We start from the raw sequence: 15,260 nt of genomic DNA on the forward strand, positions 1-15,260 counted from the left end.
GCCTAGGAGTACCGGATCAGTCGATGGGCAGCATGTCCGCGGCGATGCGCAGCACCCGCGCTGCGGCGTCGTGGCCGGCCTGCAGGGGCTCCGCCATGGGTCGGTCCTCGAGCGTGGCGGCGAGGAATCCTTCGGCGACGTTGGACTCGGCGCCGGCGAGGCTGATGGTCGCCTGATGCGCGTCCGCGAGCCGACCGTCCGTCGGCGTCACGAGGGCCGTCGTCTCGCCGATGCAGATGATGTCGGGGGTGGCGGAGGCGTCAGCGGATGCAGTCATGCGGGTGAGATCGTCGTCACAGGTTCGGTGTCGGGGAACGGGCTGGGATCGCGATGGCGCAGATCCGGCAGGAACCGGACGAACGCGGCGGACACGATGACACCGACGATGGCGAACAGCGCCGCGGCGAGGTAGGCGCCCTGCGCTCCGCCGGTGCCGTCGACGAGGAAGCCGGCGATCGCGGAGCCGGCCGCGGCGCCGATCAGCTGCCCGGTGCCCGCCCAGCCGAACGCCTCGGCCGTCTCGCTGAACTTCACGCTCGCCGTCGTGATGGCGAAGAGCACGGCCAGGGCCGGAGCGATGCCGAGACCGGCGATGAAGAGGGCGCCGCCGAGCCAGAAGATGTTCAGCATCACCATGGTCAGGGCGAGGCCGGCCGTCACGAGGATGAGGCGACGGGCCATCGCCCACGGGCCGATGGGGATGTGACCGAACGAGAGGCCGCCGACGAGGCTGCCCACGGAGAAGACGGCCAGCACGAGGCCGGCTTCCAGGCTGCCGTGGTCGAAGGTCGCCACGACGCCGACCTCGACGGCCGAGCATGCGCCGATGAGGAGGAAGCCGATCACGGTCGCCAGCATCACCGGCGGCTTGAGCAGCACCTTGCCGAGGCTTCGCCTGCTGCGCGGGATGCGGACCCTCCCGAGTTCGGGAGCGGCGATGAACCAGCCGCAGCCGAGCACGAGGATGATCGCGACGAGGAGGAGGCCCTCCGTGGTGCCGACCTGGGTCGAGACGAGGGTGATGACGACCGGGGCGAGGATCCAGATGATCTCCTGCAGGGAGGCATCCAGGGAGAACAGAGGGGTCAGCTGCGAGGAGTTGACGAGCTTGGGATAGATCGTGCGCACGGCGGACTGGATCGGCGGGGGGGACAGGCCCGCGAGCATGCCGAGCGCCATGTAGCCCGGCACGTTCAGGGGCAGCAGGGCGAGACCGAGGACGGCGAGGGTGCACACCACGGCCGTCAGGGAGATGACGCGTCGCATGCCCCACACGCCCATCCAGCGGCTGGTCACCGGGCCCGCGACGGCCTGACCGATCGAGGTGGCCGCGAGGACGAGTCCGGCAGCGCCGTACGACCCGGTCTGCTGCTCGACATGCAGGAGCACGGCAAGGGAGGTCATCCCGCTGGGGAAGCGCGCCGTCAGCTGAGAAGCGATCATGCGCCCGACGCCAGGGGTGCGAAGAAGGTCCCGATATCCCGCCACGGGACAACGCTACTGGGCGGTGAACGCCCCGCGCACGCACGTCGGCATCACGACACGCCGCGACACGCCGCGCGGCGCTTTCCACAGGAATTCGATTGTCCGAACCCCGGCGTAGCGTCCGGTCTGTGGATGGATTTCTGTACGGCTCCTGAGAACCGCGGGATCACGCGCTTCTCGAGGCTCGGAATCGACCTCGGGACTGTGGATGAAACGGTGGACAACCTGTGTTGTAACCAGTGGAGAACGGTGGAAAACTACACGGATGTAACTACTATCCCTTGTGGTCACTCCTAACGTCCGTCCCTATATGTAGTATTGAGATCCCGACGGGGGTCTGTCGGAAAACTTGGATCTGAGGGGAAAGAACATGTCGATCACGGTCTACACCAAGCCTTCGTGCGTGCAGTGCAATGCGACTTACCGCGCGCTCGACGCGAAGGGCATCGAGTACGAGATCCACGACCTCTCCGAGGACGCCGCAGCGCTCGAGCAGGTCAAGGCGCTCGGCTACATGCAGGCACCCGTCGTCGTCACCGACGAGGGTCACTGGTCGGGCTTCCGTCCCGACAAGATCGACGAGCTCGCAGCCCGTCTGGCGTAAGGGATCCGATCATGACTGCGGTGGCCACCCGGGCGCCGCTCCTGGTCTACTTCTCCAGCACCTCGGGCAACACCGCCAGGTTCATCGAGAAGCTCGGCCTGCCGGCTCGTCGCATCCCGCTTCATCGCGCGGATGAGCCGCTGATCATCGACGAACCCTTCGTCCTCGTCACCCCCACGTACGGCGGCGGCCAGGGCAGGGGCGAGGAGAAGGGCGCTGTGCCCAAGCAGGTGATCCGGTTCCTCAACGACGAGCACAACCGGGGACTCCTGCGCGGAGTGATCTCCGCAGGCAACACCAACTTCGGCGATGCGTTCTGCCTCGCCGGCGACATCATCAGCCGCAAGTGTCACGTGCCGCACTTGTACCGGCTCGAAGTATTCGGCACACAGGACGACGTTGATCGCGTGAGCGACGGATTGGATCGATGGTGGACATCGCAGTTGACGAGCAGGCAGTGACCGAGCAGATGGCGTTCAAGGTCAACCCCGCGTACGAGGGGCTCGACTATCACGCGCTCAACGCGATGCTCAACCTCTACGACGCGAACGGCCAGATCCAGTTCGACGCCGACAAGCGCGCGGCGCGGGAGTACTTCCTGCAGCACGTCAACCAGAACACCGTGTTCTTCCACTCCCTCAAGGAGCGCCTCGACTACCTCGTCGAGAAGGAGTACTACGAGGGCGAGCTCATCGCGAAGTACTCGCTGGAGTTCATCCAGAAGCTCAACGACCTGGCCTACTCGAAGAAGTTCCGCTTCGAGACCTTCCTCGGCGCCTTCAAGTACTACACGAGCTACACGCTGAAGACCTTCGACGGCAAGCGCTACCTCGAGCGCTTCGAGGACCGCGTCGTCATGACCGCGCTCGGCCTCGCCGACGGCGACGAGCAGATCGCCATCGACCTCGTCGAGGAGATCATCTCCGGCCGCTTCCAGCCGGCCACCCCGACCTTCCTCAACGCGGGCAAGGCGCAGCGCGGCGAGCTCGTCAGCTGCTTCCTGCTGCGCATCGAGGACAACATGGAGTCGATCTCGCGCGGCATCAACTCGTCGCTGCAGCTGAGCAAGCGCGGCGGCGGCGTGGCGCTGCTGCTGTCGAACATCCGCGAGTCCGGTGCGCCGATCAAGCAGATCGAGAACCAGTCCAGCGGCATCATCCCGGTCATGAAGCTTCTCGAAGACAGCTTCAGCTACGCCAACCAGCTCGGCGCCCGTCAGGGCGCGGGTGCGGTGTACCTCAACGCGCACCACCCCGACATCATGCGCTTCCTCGACACCAAGCGCGAGAACGCCGACGAGAAGATCCGCATCAAGACGCTGTCGCTCGGCGTCGTCGTGCCCGACATCACGTTCGAGCTCGCCAAGAACGGCGAAGACATGTACCTCTTCTCGCCGTACGACGTCGAGAAGGTCTACGGCGTGCCGTTCGGCGACATCTCGGTCACCGAGAAGTACCGCGAGATGGTCGACGACCCGCGGATCAAGAAGACCAAGATCAACGCGCGCGAGTTCTTCCAGACCATCGCCGAGATCCAGTTCGAGTCGGGCTACCCGTACATCATGTTCGAGGACACGGTGAACAAGGCCAACCCGATCAAGGGTCGGATCAACATGTCGAACCTCTGCAGCGAGATCCTGCAGGTGAACACGCCGACCACGTACAACGACGATCTGTCGTACGACCAGATCGGCAAGGACATCTCCTGCAATCTCGGCTCGATGAACATCGCGCTCGCGATGGACGGGGCAGACCTCGGCGCGACCGTCGAGACCGCGATCCGCGGCCTCACCGCGGTCAGCAACCAGAGCCACATCTCGTCGGTGCGCTCGATCGAGGACGGCAACGACCGATCGCACGCGATCGGCCTCGGGCAGATGAACCTGCACGGCTACCTCGCCCGCGAGCACGTGCACTACGGCTCCGAAGAGGGGCTCGACTTCACGAACATCTACTTCTACACGGTGCTGTACCACGCGCTGCGCGCCTCGAACAAGCTCTCGATCGAGCGCGGCGTCGCCTTCGACGGCTTCGAGGACTCGACGTACGCGTCGGGCGAGTTCTTCGACAAGTACATCGACCAGGCATGGGTTCCCACGACGGAGAAGGTCAAGGAGCTCTTCGCCGGTCACAGCATCCCCACGCAGGCCGACTGGGCCGAGCTCAAGGACAGCATCCAGAAGCACGGCATCTACAACCAGAACCTGCAGGCCGTCCCGCCGACCGGCTCGATCTCGTACATCAACAACTCGACGTCGTCGATCCACCCGATCGCGTCGAAGATCGAGATCCGCAAGGAGGGCAAGCTCGGTCGCGTCTACTACCCGGCGCCGTTCATGACGAACGAGAACCTGGAGTACTACCAGGACGCCTACGAGATCGGCTACGAGAAGGTCATCGACACGTACGCCGCGGCCACGCAGCACGTCGACCAGGGCCTGTCGCTGACGCTGTTCTTCAAGGACACCGCCACCACGCGCGACATCAACAAGGCGCAGATCTACGCATGGCGCAAGGGCATCAAGACGATCTACTACATCCGCCTGCGTCAGCTCGCCCTCGAGGGCACGGACATGAGCGAGTGCGTCAGCTGCATGCTCTGAGGCATGTGAATACAGTTCTGGTCACGGAGAGAGAAAAGAAGAGATGACCCCCGAATCGCTCAAGCTGGTCGAGCACGTGCAGGCGATCAACTGGAACCGCATCGTCGACGACAAGGACCTCGAGGTCTGGAACCGTCTGGTGAACAACTTCTGGCTGCCCGAGAAGGTGCCGCTGTCGAACGACGTCCAGTCGTGGAACACGCTCACCCCCGAGGAGCAGCTGCTCACGATGCGCGTGTTCACCGGCTTGACGCTGCTCGACACGATCCAGGGCACGGTCGGCGCCGTCTCGCTGATCCCCGACGCGATCACGCCGCATGAAGAGGCGGTGTACACGAACATCGCGTTCATGGAGTCGGTGCACGCCAAGAGCTACTCGTCGATCTTCTCGACCCTCGCGTCGACGAAGGAGATCGACGAGGCGTTCCGGTGGTCCACGGAGAATCCGAACCTTCAGAAGAAGGCGCAGATCATCATGGACTACTACCAGGGCGACGACCCGCTCAAGCGCAAGGTCGCATCCACGCTGCTCGAGTCGTTCCTCTTCTACTCGGGCTTCTACCTGCCGATCTACTGGTCGTCGAAGGCGAAGCTGACGAACACCGCCGACCTCATCCGCCTCATCATCCGCGACGAGGCCGTGCACGGCTACTACATCGGCTACAAGTTCCAGAAGGGACTCGAGAAGGAGACCCAGGAGCGCCGCGACGAGCTGAAGGACTACACCTTCAACCTGCTCTTCGAGCTCTACGAGAACGAGGTTCAGTACACGCAGGATCTCTACGACGGCGTCGGTCTCACCGAGGACGTCAAGAAGTTCCTGCACTACAACGCCAACAAGGCGCTGATGAACCTCGGATATGAGGCGATGTTCCCGTCGACCGTGACGAACGTGAACCCGGCTATCCTCTCGGCCCTGTCGCCGAACGCCGACGAGAACCACGACTTCTTCTCTGGCTCGGGCTCCTCCTACGTGATCGGCAAGGCCGAGGCCACCGAGGACGAGGACTGGGACTTCTAGGAGCTTCTCTCTGAGGTGCCAGCGAAACAGCTGGTCAGAGGCCCGGATCCGCGAAATCTCGCGGGTTCGGGCCTCTTTCGTGCCCTCTTCGAAATGACAGAGGAGGACAGACATGACCAGAAATATCCGTTCGGTGGGGCACGCCGGTGGCACGAGCACACCTCCCTCATGGAGACGAGAGAGTCCGGCACCCGAAATTTCGGGTTGGCGAGCGGCTGGGGGCGTGCCACTTCGTGCCACAGGTGACCTACGGAATTCCTCAGATCTGCGGAAATATGCGGATCCTGGGTCTCATGGGCGTCGAGTGGCACGGAGTGGCGCGACCGTCCACGCTCGTTCGTCCGAGTCCACGGGAGGGCACGATGAGTGCATCGAAGCGAGAGTCATGGGGTAGCCTGCGCAAGCTCCCCTCTGGCCGCTGGCAAGCGCGCTATCCCGGACCCGACGGAGAGACGTACACGGCTCGGACCGAGGGTGACGAAGCGCTGACGTTCCTCACCAAGACGGACGCGCGGACATGGCTTGCCGCCGTGCACGCGAAGATCTCGCTCGGCCAGTGGAACCCGCCAGCGGCCGTAGCGGCACAGAATCGCGCCGAAGCCCCTGCTCAGAAAGCGCGGTCGATGGGGTTCGAGGAGTACTCGGAGCGATGGGTGCAGATGATCAAGACAGAGCGCAATCGCAGCGGCAAGATTCGGGCAATCGCAACCGTCCGCTCGTATCAGAAGCAAGGTCAGCGGTTACCTCATTCCGGAGTTCGGCGACACTCCGGTGAGGGAGATCGACGTGAACCGCACCCGAGTGATGACGCAGCGACTCGACCGGATCCCTGCGCCATTGAATCCAAAGTCGAAATTCAACGGGATCACGCGGCCGGTGCTGATCGTGCTCATGATGATTTCGCGCCAAGCGGCCCGTGACGGGATCATCCCGGCGGCACCGAGCGTCTCCATTCCGCGTCAGGAGTCGGTGCGTCACGATTCTGACCACGACGAAGGTGAGGATGTCGTGGCGCCCAGGCAGGTCGAAGCGCTCTACAGGGCGGTTCCCGGGCAGTGGGCGATCATGGTGCCGCTTGCCGCTTGCCGCTTGCCGCTTGCCGCCTGGTGCCAGCTGCGTCGCGGGGAGTGCCTCGGACTCCAACGACGCGACATCGAGAGGCACGATGACGGCAGCGCAACCTTGCATGTGCGTCGTCAGCTGAACGCCAACACTGGTGACTACACCGACACCAGGAGCGATGCCGGCAAACGGTCGCTCACCATCCCAAAGCTCATGACCGCTCGACTCAAGCAACACCTGGCTGACAACGTCACCGCCGAAGCCAAAGCGCCGGTCGTTCCAGCGAGCGTCAGGGCTGGCGATCGCGGCTGAGAGCTTGGGTGTCTCGGTCAAGACGATCCGGCGTCGAATCTCCGACGGCACCGTCCGGGAATACCGGGTCGGACGACTCATCCGCGCCGACCCGGACGAGCTGCGGCGGAGTCTCGTCTCGAAGATCCCGACGGCGGGGTGACCGCTACAACACTCGAGTGTTCGGCGAGACAACATGATGTGCCCCGGGGCGGATCGCATTCATCCTCGCCATCATCACCACGATAGCCGGTTCCCAGTGGGACATCCTCGCCAACCTACAGAGCTTCCCGCGCATCCCCATCACCCCCGAGACAGCTACTCTCACCGGCATCCTCACCGCCCTCGGCGCGACCGTGGTCGCCCTCATTGGAGCAATCCTCGATGGTCTCCGCCGCGGCGTCGGCGGCCTCCTCCGGGGTGGTGCCGTTGCCGAGTCCGACAGCGGCACCGATCGCGGCGACCAGGGCGGTCAGGAGCACTGTGGTGCCCATCGCGGTCAGCCATCCGAAGAACGCGGATCCGAATTTGAAACCGCCGAATTCTGCCTTCTCACGCTCGTGGACATCGGTGCGGAGCGTGTGATTCGCATCGACGGGGACGGCCGCGTGAGAGGAGTCCTTGTCGTAGACGGGTGCGCCGGGTTCCCGGGGCTGTTGGGAATCGTTGCTGTTCATACGGCGAAAGTAGGCGCGCACCGAACGAGCACAGGACGTGGTTGCCTCTGGGGATCGGGGCGCGTACTGTATGCAGACTTACAAAGTAAGGCTCTTCTATGACCGACCTGAATACACCGTAAGTCTGCTGGAAACAAGGGTCCTGACGCAGTCGGGAGAGATGGTCTAGAACGGGTTCCACCGATCGGTTCGGTCGGTCCGCGAGAGGAGCACAAATGTCGGACAACTATGAGACGACCAGCCCGAGCGGCTCGGACGTCCACGCCGCCGGTTCTTCGGGCAAGGTGGATGCTGCCAAGCAGGAGGCCGCCGACCTGAAAGACACGGCGGCGACTCAGGCGAAGGACGTTCTTGGCACTGCCAAGGATGAGGCTGCGACCGTCGTGGGGGAGGCGAAGACGCAGGCGAAGGATCTGTACGCGCAGACCCAGCGGGAGCTGTCGGAGCAGGCGAGCACTCAGCAACAGCGCCTCGCCGGTGGTCTTCGCTCTGTCAGCGATGAACTCGGCTCCATGGCCACCAACTCGGAAGGTAGTGGCGTCGCGAGCGATCTAGTCCAGCAGGTCTCCGGGCGTTTGTCTGCTGCCGCAACCTGGCTCGGTGACCGGGACCCTGGTGCTGTGCTTGCGGAGGTCAAGCGGTACGCACGTCGCAAGCCTGGCACGTTCATCCTCGCCGCCGCGATCGGCGGCATCGTTGTGGGGCGCCTCACCCGCGCCCTCACCGCGAATGCCTCCGACGACAAGGACGCTGCACCCGTGCCCGCTCCCGCGCCGGCACCTCGCCAGGTGTACCCTGACCCGTCCGTGTCCGTTCCCGTGGTGAACGGCGCGGGCGTTGGCGCACCGCTCTACTCGCAGGCGGAGGCAAGCCGCCCGGACATTGTGGGGGAGGACGGCTATGACCGACCCGACACCGTCTGAAGCGAAGGCCGCATCGACGTCGATCGGAGATCTGCTCGGAGAAGTGTCCCGTGACATTTCGACGCTGATGCGCCAAGAGGTCGCACTCGCTAAAGCAGAGTTGAAGGACTCGGCCACGAAGTCCGCCAAGGGTGCGGGACTGATGGGTGCTGCCGGCTACGGCGCACTGATGGCGGTGTTCTTCCTGTCCGTCGCGCTGTGGTGGGCTCTGGGCACGCTGATGGGCGGCGGCTGGTCCGGCGTTGTCGTCGCGGTCCTGTGGGCCCTCATTGCCCTGATTCTGTTCCTGGTCGGCCGCAGCCAGATCAAGCAAGTGAAGGGCGTCCCACAGACCGTGGACACCCTGAAAGAGATCCCCGAAACGTTGAAGAGAAATGAGGAGAACCGATGAGCGATTCACCCGATGAGATCCGCGCCGACATTGAGCGGACCCGCCAAGACCTCGGCATGGACGTGGACGCCCTGGCCGATAAGGTCTCCCCGTCGAAGATCGTGGACCGGCAGGTCGACAAGGTCCGGGGCGCATTTACCTCCGTCCGTGAGCGCGTGATGGGCGCGGCGGATGACGCTGGCTCGTCGCTATCGGATGCGGGCTCTCATGCGGGAGATCTGAAAGACCGCGCGGTCGCGAAGGCGGAAGGGAACCCGCTCGCCGTCGGTCTGATCGCCTTCGGCGCCGGCCTGCTCGTCGCCTCGCTGATCCCCGCGTCATCGAAGGAGAAAGATCTCGCTGCAACCGTGAAGGAGCAGGCGCAGCCGCTGGTTGACGAGGTCACCGATGCCGCGAAGGAAGTCGGCGAGCATCTGAAGGAGCCTCTGCAGGCGTCGGTCGAATCCGTGAAGGCGTCGGCGCAGGACTCAGTCGCCACCGTCAAGGACGAAGCCCAGGTCGCGGTCGGCGACGTGAAGCACCAGGCTCAGCAGGCGCGCGAGAACATCTCCGACAGCTGAACCCGCAGGAATCGGGCGGGCCCGTCAAACGACGGGCCCGCCCCTTTACGAAGGAGCTCGCGATGAGCAGCAAAGCCCCCGCCACCCCGCGCAACGCCCCGGACCCGGAAGCGTCAGGAAAGCCAGATTCCCCGGACGATCTTCACAAGAGGTCCTGGAAATACGTACTGCGGAAGACGATCCGTGAGTTTTCCTCGGACCAGTGCACGGACATCGCCGCGTCGCTGACGTACTACGCGGTGCTGTCGCTCTTCCCGGGCCTGATTGCGATCTTCTCTCTACTGGGTGTCGTCGGGCAGGGAAAAGCCGCCAGCGACGCGGTGCTGGGAATCATCGAGCAGGTCGCTCCCGGCGACACGGTCGACACGATCCGCGGGCCGATCGAGCAGATCGCCGAGTCTCCGGGTGCCGGTTTCGCTCTCATCACCGGCATCGTGCTGGCCATCTGGTCGGCATCCGGCTACGTGGGCGCGTTCAGCCGTGCGATGAACCGGATCTACGAGATCGAGGAGGGCCGCCCGTTCTGGAAGCTGAAGCCCGTCCAGCTGCTGGTCACCGTGATCACGATCGTGCTGCTCGTGATCGCCGCGATCATTCTTGTCGTCTCCGGCCCGGTCACCAAGGCGATCGGCGACGCACTCGGCATAGGCGACGTGCCCCAGACGGTTTGGTCCATCGCCAAGTGGCCGTTGCTGGTGTTCATCGTGGTGTTGGTCGTCGCGATCCTCTACTACGCCACCCCGAACGCGAAGCAGCCGAAATTCCGGTGGATCAGCATGGGCGCCCTGCTAGCGATCATCGTGCTCGCTCTCGCTACCGCAGCCTTCGGGTTCTACGTCGGAAACTTCTCGAACTACGACCGCACCTATGGATCCCTTGCGGGCGTCATCATCTTCTTGCTCTGGCTGTGGATCGCGAACCTCGCGCTGCTGTTCGGCGCGGAGTTCGATGCTGAGCTCGAGCGAGGTCGCCAGCTGCAGGCGGGCATCGCCGCCGAGGAGGACATCCAGCTACCTCCGCGCGACACCCGCAAGAGAGACAAGGCCGCCGAGGAGGAGCGGCAGGACATCGAGAAGGGCCGAGAGATCCGACAGAATGCCGACCCCGACGACACAGCCAAGGACGCGACCACCCCCGGTCCTGCCAGAGAACACTGACGGACGGCCTCGCTCGGGGCGCTCACGCCGCAGCTACTGGGACAGCTCCCCGGCGAAACGGTCGAGGAGTACTTCCAGCGATACTTCGAATTCTTCGTCGGAATGGTCCTCGCTCAGAAGAGCCCGTAGCCGACGGACCTCCGGAGCGTCATCCAAGCCGATGCTCCCGTCACGCTCGGGTATATCCGCGTTTCCTTCGTCGAGCGGTTCTTCCACCGGGCCGGTCTCAGCTCCCCGAACCGCGGATTCCAGCAAGAGTTGACCGAGCAGGAAGCTGCTAAAGGCACGGTACGCATCGACCGCTTGCGCGTCCGTGAACCCGTGCCCCAGCAGGGTGCTGAGGAACGTGTTCACGACCTCGACGCTGCGTAGCGGGGGTCGTAGCCAGGGCGCCGCGGGATGCCGGGTCGCCACTAACGGAAATGCCTGAGGATGATCGATCGCGATCTGACGTACCTTATGGGCGACATCCTGCAGGAAGCCCTGCCAGTGCTCCGCCAACTCGTCGTCCAGGTTCGATGTCAATTGTCCGAGGAGCAGAGCGATCACACCCTCGAGCAGATCCTCACGCCCGTGCACGTACCGGTAAAGAGACATCGCTTCCACACCCAGTTCCTGAGCAAGGGAGCGCATAGAGAGGCCCTGTGCCCCGGCGCGATCGATCTGGCCTAGGGCGGTCTCGATGATGAGTTCGCGACTTAGGCGCCCGGCCGCTGACCCTCGGGGCTCCCGGCTAGATTCTCTCGACATGACGCGTCATCCCTCCCAACGGTCAGGAACGCACCGCCCCTGCGGGTGCAGATCGGACCGACCGATATATGCCACGGTAACCCTGCTTACAACGTAAGCAGGGTTACCTGCCCTCGGTGCGGTCCTGTACCCACCGAGCGATCCCGATCATGAGACGCGCAGAGCTTGCTTCGCGGATCGAAGAGTGTTTGGCCGGACGCGAGAGCCTGCAGGTCAGTTTTCTCCGTTGGCGGCTTCGTCTTCTTCTGGGTTGAAGTGCGAAGGCGAGTCGGACAGGCCTGCGGCTACCCCGTCGGGGTTCGCGGGGATGGTGTTGTCTTCGCCCAGACCCCCGGGCTTGACCGTTCCCTCGGAATCGTTGGTCGGAGCATCGGTATCGGAGTTCTCGAAGCGTGACGCATTGCTGTCGTTGGTCATGGCCCTCTGCTTTCTCTTTTTCCTGTTTCGGGAGACGGCTAGAGTACCTCCTGCGAACACCCGGTCGCACACAGCGGGAAGTGACTCTGCCCGGGCGTTCGGCGGCGATCAGACCCGCGGGAGCAGGTCATCGCCGTGGTGCCGATCGCGGAGCGATCGACAGCTCTCGCGTCAGGGACGATGTCCACAGAGCATGTGTCGAGCTCGCGCGCCGAATCTGCGAGTTCTCTTTGGAGGTCCCCCGTTCCGCCGTCACAGCCCTCCTCGGGTGCCCGGAAGTGAGGTCCATACCAGCCTCGCCCTCTTCGATGAGGAGTGGATTATCGGGTCTCGGGTCCGGGGTGGAGTGGAGGGGGAGCAGTGCCACCTCCCTCCGCCATGAGCACGGGCAACGACGGCAAAGGTGCCAAGTTGCCGATCTCGTCGAGCATCATGCAGATCGGCGGGTCGAGCCTGGCACCTGGCGAGCGGACAGCCATGCGGCGGGCGACCTCGACCAGATCCTCGATGAACGCCGCCACGAGCGGCGCCGAAGAGGATGCGCCCGAGCCGGTCGCGAGGAGGTACAGCGTGCCGCGCTTGGCGATGAAGCTCTCCGGGTCGAACTCGTCCCCGGCTGTAGGGGTGACGGCCTCCATCACGCGCGGGTCGGCGAGCGACTGGAACGCCAGGCCCACGCCCTGCCAGATGGAGTCCCTCGTCCGTGGATCCGAGGTGACCATCGACTCCAGCGAGTCGGCCCACCCTTCCGCAGCCTGGATGGAGCCTTGCAGGATCCGCACCGCATCCATCGCCGCAGTCGGTGACAGCGCCCACTGGTACAGGGCGCGCGCGTCGCGGCCGTCGATCGCACTGGCGGCGATCGCATCCGACGCGACCGAACTGTTCTCCGGCGTCCGCGCCGCGCAGTTGCGCGCGTGCACCGGCCCCAACTGCCCGCTCTTCTTCCTCCAGGACCGACCCCGCCGGCATTGGTGCTCACCCGGGTGCGGCACACGCGCTCGGGCGGCGGCGGCATACAGCCGCAGGACCGCCGGGAGAAGGCCGACGCCTGCTGCCGGTTAGCGGAGGCCTCCCCGGCGCCGATCCACCCGGTCACGCGCCGACCCGTTTCGCGGGTCGCGGCCAGAACCGGGACTGCTGAAGAGCAGTCGGCCGAGTAGTCTGCACACCATGGGAACCCTCGAATACAACAGCTCCCGCCCGCCGATCAAGGTCGACGACGACACTCTCGCCCACCTGAAGATCGTCATCGGGACGAAGCTCCGTCGCCACGAGAGCTTCATGATGACCTGGCTGCCCGAAGGAGAAGGCGATGGAGGGCGGATGACGATCTGGATGAATCCGAGCATCCCGTTGATCCTCTCCTTCGACGGCTCGACGATGCCGATGATCGATTCGAAGCGCGTCGAAGCGATGATGGAGAACCTCAGTGCCCGCGGGGAGCTCGTGCTCGACCAGCTCTCGTGAACAGGACGGCCGGTCCGCCGACTATCCTGGAGTGAGCATTCACAACAGGAGGCAGCCGTGATTCTCAGCTTCATCATCTTCTTGGTCATGTTCGTCGGCGGGATCTGGGTGATGGGCATCTCGCACGGCGTGCCGATGGACTTCCAGGCGCTCACGTTCTGCGCCGGCCTCGCCCTGGTCTGCCTGTCGATGGCGTGGATGATGCGCGAGGGTAAGAGCGGTGCCACCCGTCGCTCGAACAACTGGGACGGCGGCCCGGCCGCCAACTGATGAAGTCCGTTCCCTTCGGACCCACGACGGTACCTGCGGTCATCGCGGGGATGATGCGCATCTCCGACAAGGATGACGTGCAGATCAGCGAGCTGTATCGCACCGCACGTGACGCCGGGATCGACTTCTTCGACCACGCCGACATCTACGGCGGTGCCATGCACGCCTGCGAGCAGAGGTTCGGCGATGCGCTGAAACTCAGCTCGTCTGAGCGGGCCGAGATCACCCTGCAGTCGAAGTGCGGCATCGTGCCGGATGCGGGCATGTTCGACTTCTCCTACGAGCACATCGTCGCGCAGGTCGACGGGTCCCTGCGGGCGCTCGGCACCGACTACCTCGACGTGCTGCTGCTGCACCGGCCGGACGCGCTCGTCGAACCCGATGAGGTCGCACGTGCATTCGACGAGCTCGAATCGTCGGGCAAGGTGCGCGCCTTCGGCGTCTCCAATCACACGCCGCGTCAGATCGACCTGCTGCGGACGGCCGTGCGGCAGCCGCTCATCGCCAACCAGGTGCAGCTGTCGATCACGCACGCTCCGATCATCACGCAGCCGATCGCGATGAACATGCTCGGCGAAGAGCAGAGCATCGTCCGCGACGGCGGAGGCATCGTCGAGTACTGCCGCATCAACGGCATCACCCTGCAGGCGTGGTCGCCGTTCCAGGCCGGTTTCTTCAGCGTCGTCTTCCTCGGCAACCCCGACTACCCGGACCTCAACGCGGTCATCGATCGGCTGGCCGCCCAGTACGGCGTGACGCCGATCGGCATCGCGACGGCGTGGATCACACGTCATCCGGCGAACATGCAGGTCGTGCTCGGCACCACTAGCCCGCAGCGCGTCGCGGATGCCGCGGCCGGTGCCGACATCGTCCTCACCCGCGCGGAGTGGTACGAGCTGTTCCGGGCCGCAGGGCATCTGCTGCCCTGAGCACGCGTCCCCGCACGCGCAGCGTCACCTCGAGCGGCGCTTCGCGAGCCGCGCTTCGAGGTTCGCCCTGACCGCGGGCCACTCCGGCTCGATGACGGAGTACTCGACGCTGTCGCGCAGGGCGCCGTTCCGGTACCGCGAGATCGCCCGCATGACGCCGTCCTGCTTGGCGCCGAGTCGCTCGATCGCCGCGCGCGACTGGAAGTTCACCCACTGCGTCGTCAAGCCCACCCGGTACACGCCGAGCGTCTCGAACGCGTGCCGCATGAGCAGCAGCTTCGACTCGGCGTTCGTCCCCGTGCCGTGGGCCGACGGACGATTCCACGTGTACCCGATGTGGAGCCGGGGCACGGATGCGTCGAGGTCGTAGTACGACGTCATCCCGATCACACGCCCCGCGGCGTCGAACGCCGTGAACGGCACCATTTCGCCGGCATCGCTCAGGGCGAGGCGTCGCTCGATCTCATCCGCGACGCCGTCCGGGGCGGGCACCGAGGTGTACCAGGCCGTCTGCCACAGGTCGCCCTCGCTCACGGCATCCCTGAGGCCATCGGCGTGCGAGCGGTCCAGCGGGCGCAGCTCGACGAGAGCACCGGTGAGGACGACGGGCGAGGGGGAAGTCAGAAACGGCACCTGCTCATTCAATCAGCC

Annotated in this window: 20 protein-coding genes and 2 pseudogenes; 15 read left to right on the plus strand and 7 right to left on the minus strand. The window is 64.8% G+C overall.

The features are described 5' to 3' along the window. Positions 1 to 16: 16 nt before the first annotated feature. Together HWX58_RS02440 and HWX58_RS02445 are read right to left on the minus strand one after the other, a co-directional pair. Positions 17 to 277: a hypothetical protein gene (locus HWX58_RS02440; protein ID WP_175985474.1), complete on the minus strand. Its 261-nt coding sequence runs from the start codon at positions 275 to 277 to the stop codon at positions 17 to 19. Then, positions 274 to 1,488, minus strand: a complete 1,215-nt coding sequence (locus HWX58_RS02445; protein ID WP_175985475.1) for an MFS transporter — start codon at positions 1,486 to 1,488, stop codon at positions 274 to 276. Before HWX58_RS02445 ends, HWX58_RS02440 begins: the two co-directional genes overlap by 4 nt. A 367-nt stretch (positions 1,489 to 1,855) precedes the next feature. On the opposite strand from HWX58_RS02445, the gene nrdH reads away from it, so the two are divergent. The 7 genes and pseudogenes from nrdH to HWX58_RS02475 all read left to right on the plus strand — a co-directional run bounded on the left by nrdH (position 1,856) and on the right by HWX58_RS02475 (position 7,228). Then, on the plus strand, positions 1,856 to 2,089 hold the full coding sequence (gene nrdH, locus HWX58_RS02450; protein ID WP_120228032.1) for a glutaredoxin-like protein NrdH: 234 nt from the start codon (positions 1,856 to 1,858) through the stop codon (positions 2,087 to 2,089). 11 nt (positions 2,090 to 2,100) lie between these two features. Continuing rightward, entirely contained in the window at positions 2,101 to 2,550 is a 450-nt protein-coding gene (gene nrdI, locus HWX58_RS02455; RefSeq protein ID WP_175985476.1) for a class Ib ribonucleoside-diphosphate reductase assembly flavoprotein NrdI, read from the plus strand. 8 nt (positions 2,551 to 2,558) lie between these two features. Continuing rightward, positions 2,559 to 4,691, plus strand: a complete 2,133-nt coding sequence (gene nrdE, locus HWX58_RS02460; protein WP_175985638.1) for a class 1b ribonucleoside-diphosphate reductase subunit alpha — start codon at positions 2,559 to 2,561, stop codon at positions 4,689 to 4,691. A 43-nt stretch (positions 4,692 to 4,734) separates the two neighbouring features. Continuing rightward, positions 4,735 to 5,712 carry a class 1b ribonucleoside-diphosphate reductase subunit beta gene (gene nrdF, locus HWX58_RS02465; RefSeq protein WP_175985477.1) on the plus strand — a complete coding sequence of 326 codons (978 nt, stop codon included), beginning with the start codon at positions 4,735 to 4,737 and terminating at the stop codon, positions 5,710 to 5,712. 362 nt (positions 5,713 to 6,074) lie between these two features. Further along, positions 6,075 to 6,200: pseudogene (locus HWX58_RS15545) on the plus strand (tyrosine-type recombinase/integrase); the annotation flags it as partial. Between the two features lie 298 nt (positions 6,201 to 6,498). Further along, on the plus strand, positions 6,499 to 7,086 hold the full coding sequence (locus HWX58_RS14965; protein ID WP_250646049.1) for a site-specific integrase: 588 nt from the start codon (positions 6,499 to 6,501) through the stop codon (positions 7,084 to 7,086). Positions 7,087 to 7,090: 4 nt separating this feature from the next. Next, positions 7,091 to 7,228, plus strand: coding sequence for a DNA-binding protein (locus tag HWX58_RS02475; RefSeq protein ID WP_250646050.1), 138 nt, complete (start codon positions 7,091 to 7,093; stop codon positions 7,226 to 7,228). Positions 7,229 to 7,343: 115 nt separating this feature from the next. Here HWX58_RS02475 and HWX58_RS02480 read toward each other — a convergent pair whose 3' ends face one another. Next, positions 7,344 to 7,742, minus strand: a complete 399-nt coding sequence (locus tag HWX58_RS02480; RefSeq protein WP_175984915.1) for a hypothetical protein — start codon at positions 7,740 to 7,742, stop codon at positions 7,344 to 7,346. Between the two features lie 215 nt (positions 7,743 to 7,957). Here HWX58_RS02480 and HWX58_RS02485 point away from each other — a divergent pair, with 215 nt between their 5' ends. From HWX58_RS02485 to HWX58_RS02500, 4 genes are all read left to right on the plus strand, one after another. Continuing rightward, positions 7,958 to 8,665 (plus strand): ATP synthase subunit B family protein, encoded by a 708-nt coding sequence (locus tag HWX58_RS02485; protein WP_175985478.1) that lies wholly within the window; start codon positions 7,958 to 7,960, stop codon positions 8,663 to 8,665. Beyond that, a complete protein-coding gene (locus HWX58_RS02490; protein ID WP_061015471.1) occupies positions 8,643 to 9,056 on the plus strand; it encodes a phage holin family protein in 414 nt (137 codons plus the stop codon). Before HWX58_RS02485 ends, HWX58_RS02490 begins: the two co-directional genes overlap by 23 nt. Beyond that, positions 9,053 to 9,616 carry a DUF3618 domain-containing protein gene (locus HWX58_RS02495; protein WP_175985479.1) on the plus strand — a complete coding sequence of 188 codons (564 nt, stop codon included), beginning with the start codon at positions 9,053 to 9,055 and terminating at the stop codon, positions 9,614 to 9,616. The genes HWX58_RS02490 and HWX58_RS02495 overlap by 4 nt, the downstream gene beginning before the upstream one ends. A gap of 62 nt (positions 9,617 to 9,678) precedes the next feature. Continuing rightward, a complete protein-coding gene (locus HWX58_RS02500; RefSeq protein ID WP_175985480.1) occupies positions 9,679 to 10,773 on the plus strand; it encodes a YihY/virulence factor BrkB family protein in 1,095 nt (364 codons plus the stop codon). Positions 10,774 to 10,806: 33 nt separating this feature from the next. On the opposite strand, the gene HWX58_RS02505 is transcribed toward HWX58_RS02500, so the two are convergent. From HWX58_RS02505 to HWX58_RS02515, 3 genes and pseudogenes are all read right to left on the minus strand, one after another. Then, entirely contained in the window at positions 10,807 to 11,523 is a 717-nt protein-coding gene (locus HWX58_RS02505; RefSeq protein WP_175985481.1) for a TetR/AcrR family transcriptional regulator C-terminal domain-containing protein, read from the minus strand. Between the two features lie 213 nt (positions 11,524 to 11,736). Then, entirely contained in the window at positions 11,737 to 11,940 is a 204-nt protein-coding gene (locus tag HWX58_RS02510; RefSeq protein ID WP_046746435.1) for a hypothetical protein, read from the minus strand. Between the two features lie 359 nt (positions 11,941 to 12,299). Next, a pseudogene (locus HWX58_RS02515) lies at positions 12,300 to 12,797 on the minus strand (type IV secretory system conjugative DNA transfer family protein); the annotation flags it as partial. Between HWX58_RS02515 and HWX58_RS15335 the strand changes: the two are divergent. From HWX58_RS15335 to HWX58_RS02535, 4 genes are all read left to right on the plus strand, one after another. Beyond that, complete coding sequence (locus HWX58_RS15335) at positions 12,700 to 13,005, plus strand: CGNR zinc finger domain-containing protein (RefSeq protein ID WP_368356406.1); 306 nt, start codon at positions 12,700 to 12,702, stop codon at positions 13,003 to 13,005. The pseudogene HWX58_RS02515 and the gene HWX58_RS15335 overlap by 98 nt on opposite strands. A 108-nt stretch (positions 13,006 to 13,113) precedes the next feature. Next, positions 13,114 to 13,410, plus strand: coding sequence for a DUF7882 family protein (locus HWX58_RS02525; RefSeq protein ID WP_175985482.1), 297 nt, complete (start codon positions 13,114 to 13,116; stop codon positions 13,408 to 13,410). Between the two features lie 57 nt (positions 13,411 to 13,467). Then, positions 13,468 to 13,680: a hypothetical protein gene (locus tag HWX58_RS02530; protein WP_175985483.1), complete on the plus strand. Its 213-nt coding sequence runs from the start codon at positions 13,468 to 13,470 to the stop codon at positions 13,678 to 13,680. Next, complete coding sequence (locus HWX58_RS02535; RefSeq protein WP_175985484.1) at positions 13,680 to 14,609, plus strand: aldo/keto reductase; 930 nt, start codon at positions 13,680 to 13,682, stop codon at positions 14,607 to 14,609. Before HWX58_RS02530 ends, HWX58_RS02535 begins: the two co-directional genes overlap by 1 nt. Positions 14,610 to 14,633: 24 nt before the next feature. Here the strand turns inward: HWX58_RS02535 and HWX58_RS02540 are convergent, their stop codons facing one another. Further along, positions 14,634 to 15,242 carry a GNAT family N-acetyltransferase gene (locus HWX58_RS02540; protein ID WP_175985485.1) on the minus strand — a complete coding sequence of 203 codons (609 nt, stop codon included), beginning with the start codon at positions 15,240 to 15,242 and terminating at the stop codon, positions 14,634 to 14,636. Positions 15,243 to 15,260: the final 18 nt, after the last annotated feature.

This window comes from Microbacterium tenebrionis (genome assembly GCF_903645325.1).
GTDB classification, from domain to species: domain Bacteria; phylum Actinomycetota; class Actinomycetes; order Actinomycetales; family Microbacteriaceae; genus Microbacterium; species Microbacterium tenebrionis.

What these genes read in the sequence shown, in the direction of transcription:
- nrdI (WP_175985476.1), top strand. Translation starts at nt 2,101, where the DNA reads ATGACTGCGGTGGCCACCCGGGCGCCGCTCCTGGTCTACTTCTCCAGC.
- HWX58_RS15335 (WP_368356406.1), top strand. Translation starts at nt 12,700, where the DNA reads ATGGAGCCTTGCAGGATCCGCACCGCATCCATCGCCGCAGTCGGTGAC.
- nrdE (WP_175985638.1), top strand. Translation starts at nt 2,559, where the DNA reads ATGGCGTTCAAGGTCAACCCCGCGTACGAGGGGCTCGACTATCACGCG.
- HWX58_RS02440 (WP_175985474.1), bottom strand. Translation starts at nt 277, where the DNA reads ATGACTGCATCCGCTGACGCCTCCGCCACCCCCGACATCATCTGCATC.
- nrdF (WP_175985477.1), top strand. Translation starts at nt 4,735, where the DNA reads ATGACCCCCGAATCGCTCAAGCTGGTCGAGCACGTGCAGGCGATCAAC.
- nrdH (WP_120228032.1), top strand. Translation starts at nt 1,856, where the DNA reads ATGTCGATCACGGTCTACACCAAGCCTTCGTGCGTGCAGTGCAATGCG.
- HWX58_RS02495 (WP_175985479.1), top strand. Translation starts at nt 9,053, where the DNA reads ATGAGCGATTCACCCGATGAGATCCGCGCCGACATTGAGCGGACCCGC.
- HWX58_RS02490 (WP_061015471.1), top strand. Translation starts at nt 8,643, where the DNA reads ATGACCGACCCGACACCGTCTGAAGCGAAGGCCGCATCGACGTCGATC.
- HWX58_RS02535 (WP_175985484.1), top strand. Translation starts at nt 13,680, where the DNA reads ATGAAGTCCGTTCCCTTCGGACCCACGACGGTACCTGCGGTCATCGCG.
- HWX58_RS02505 (WP_175985481.1), bottom strand. Translation starts at nt 11,523, where the DNA reads ATGTCGAGAGAATCTAGCCGGGAGCCCCGAGGGTCAGCGGCCGGGCGC.
- HWX58_RS02485 (WP_175985478.1), top strand. Translation starts at nt 7,958, where the DNA reads ATGTCGGACAACTATGAGACGACCAGCCCGAGCGGCTCGGACGTCCAC.
- HWX58_RS02510 (WP_046746435.1), bottom strand. Translation starts at nt 11,940, where the DNA reads ATGACCAACGACAGCAATGCGTCACGCTTCGAGAACTCCGATACCGAT.
- HWX58_RS02500 (WP_175985480.1), top strand. Translation starts at nt 9,679, where the DNA reads ATGAGCAGCAAAGCCCCCGCCACCCCGCGCAACGCCCCGGACCCGGAA.
- HWX58_RS02525 (WP_175985482.1), top strand. Translation starts at nt 13,114, where the DNA reads ATGGGAACCCTCGAATACAACAGCTCCCGCCCGCCGATCAAGGTCGAC.
- HWX58_RS02480 (WP_175984915.1), bottom strand. Translation starts at nt 7,742, where the DNA reads ATGAACAGCAACGATTCCCAACAGCCCCGGGAACCCGGCGCACCCGTC.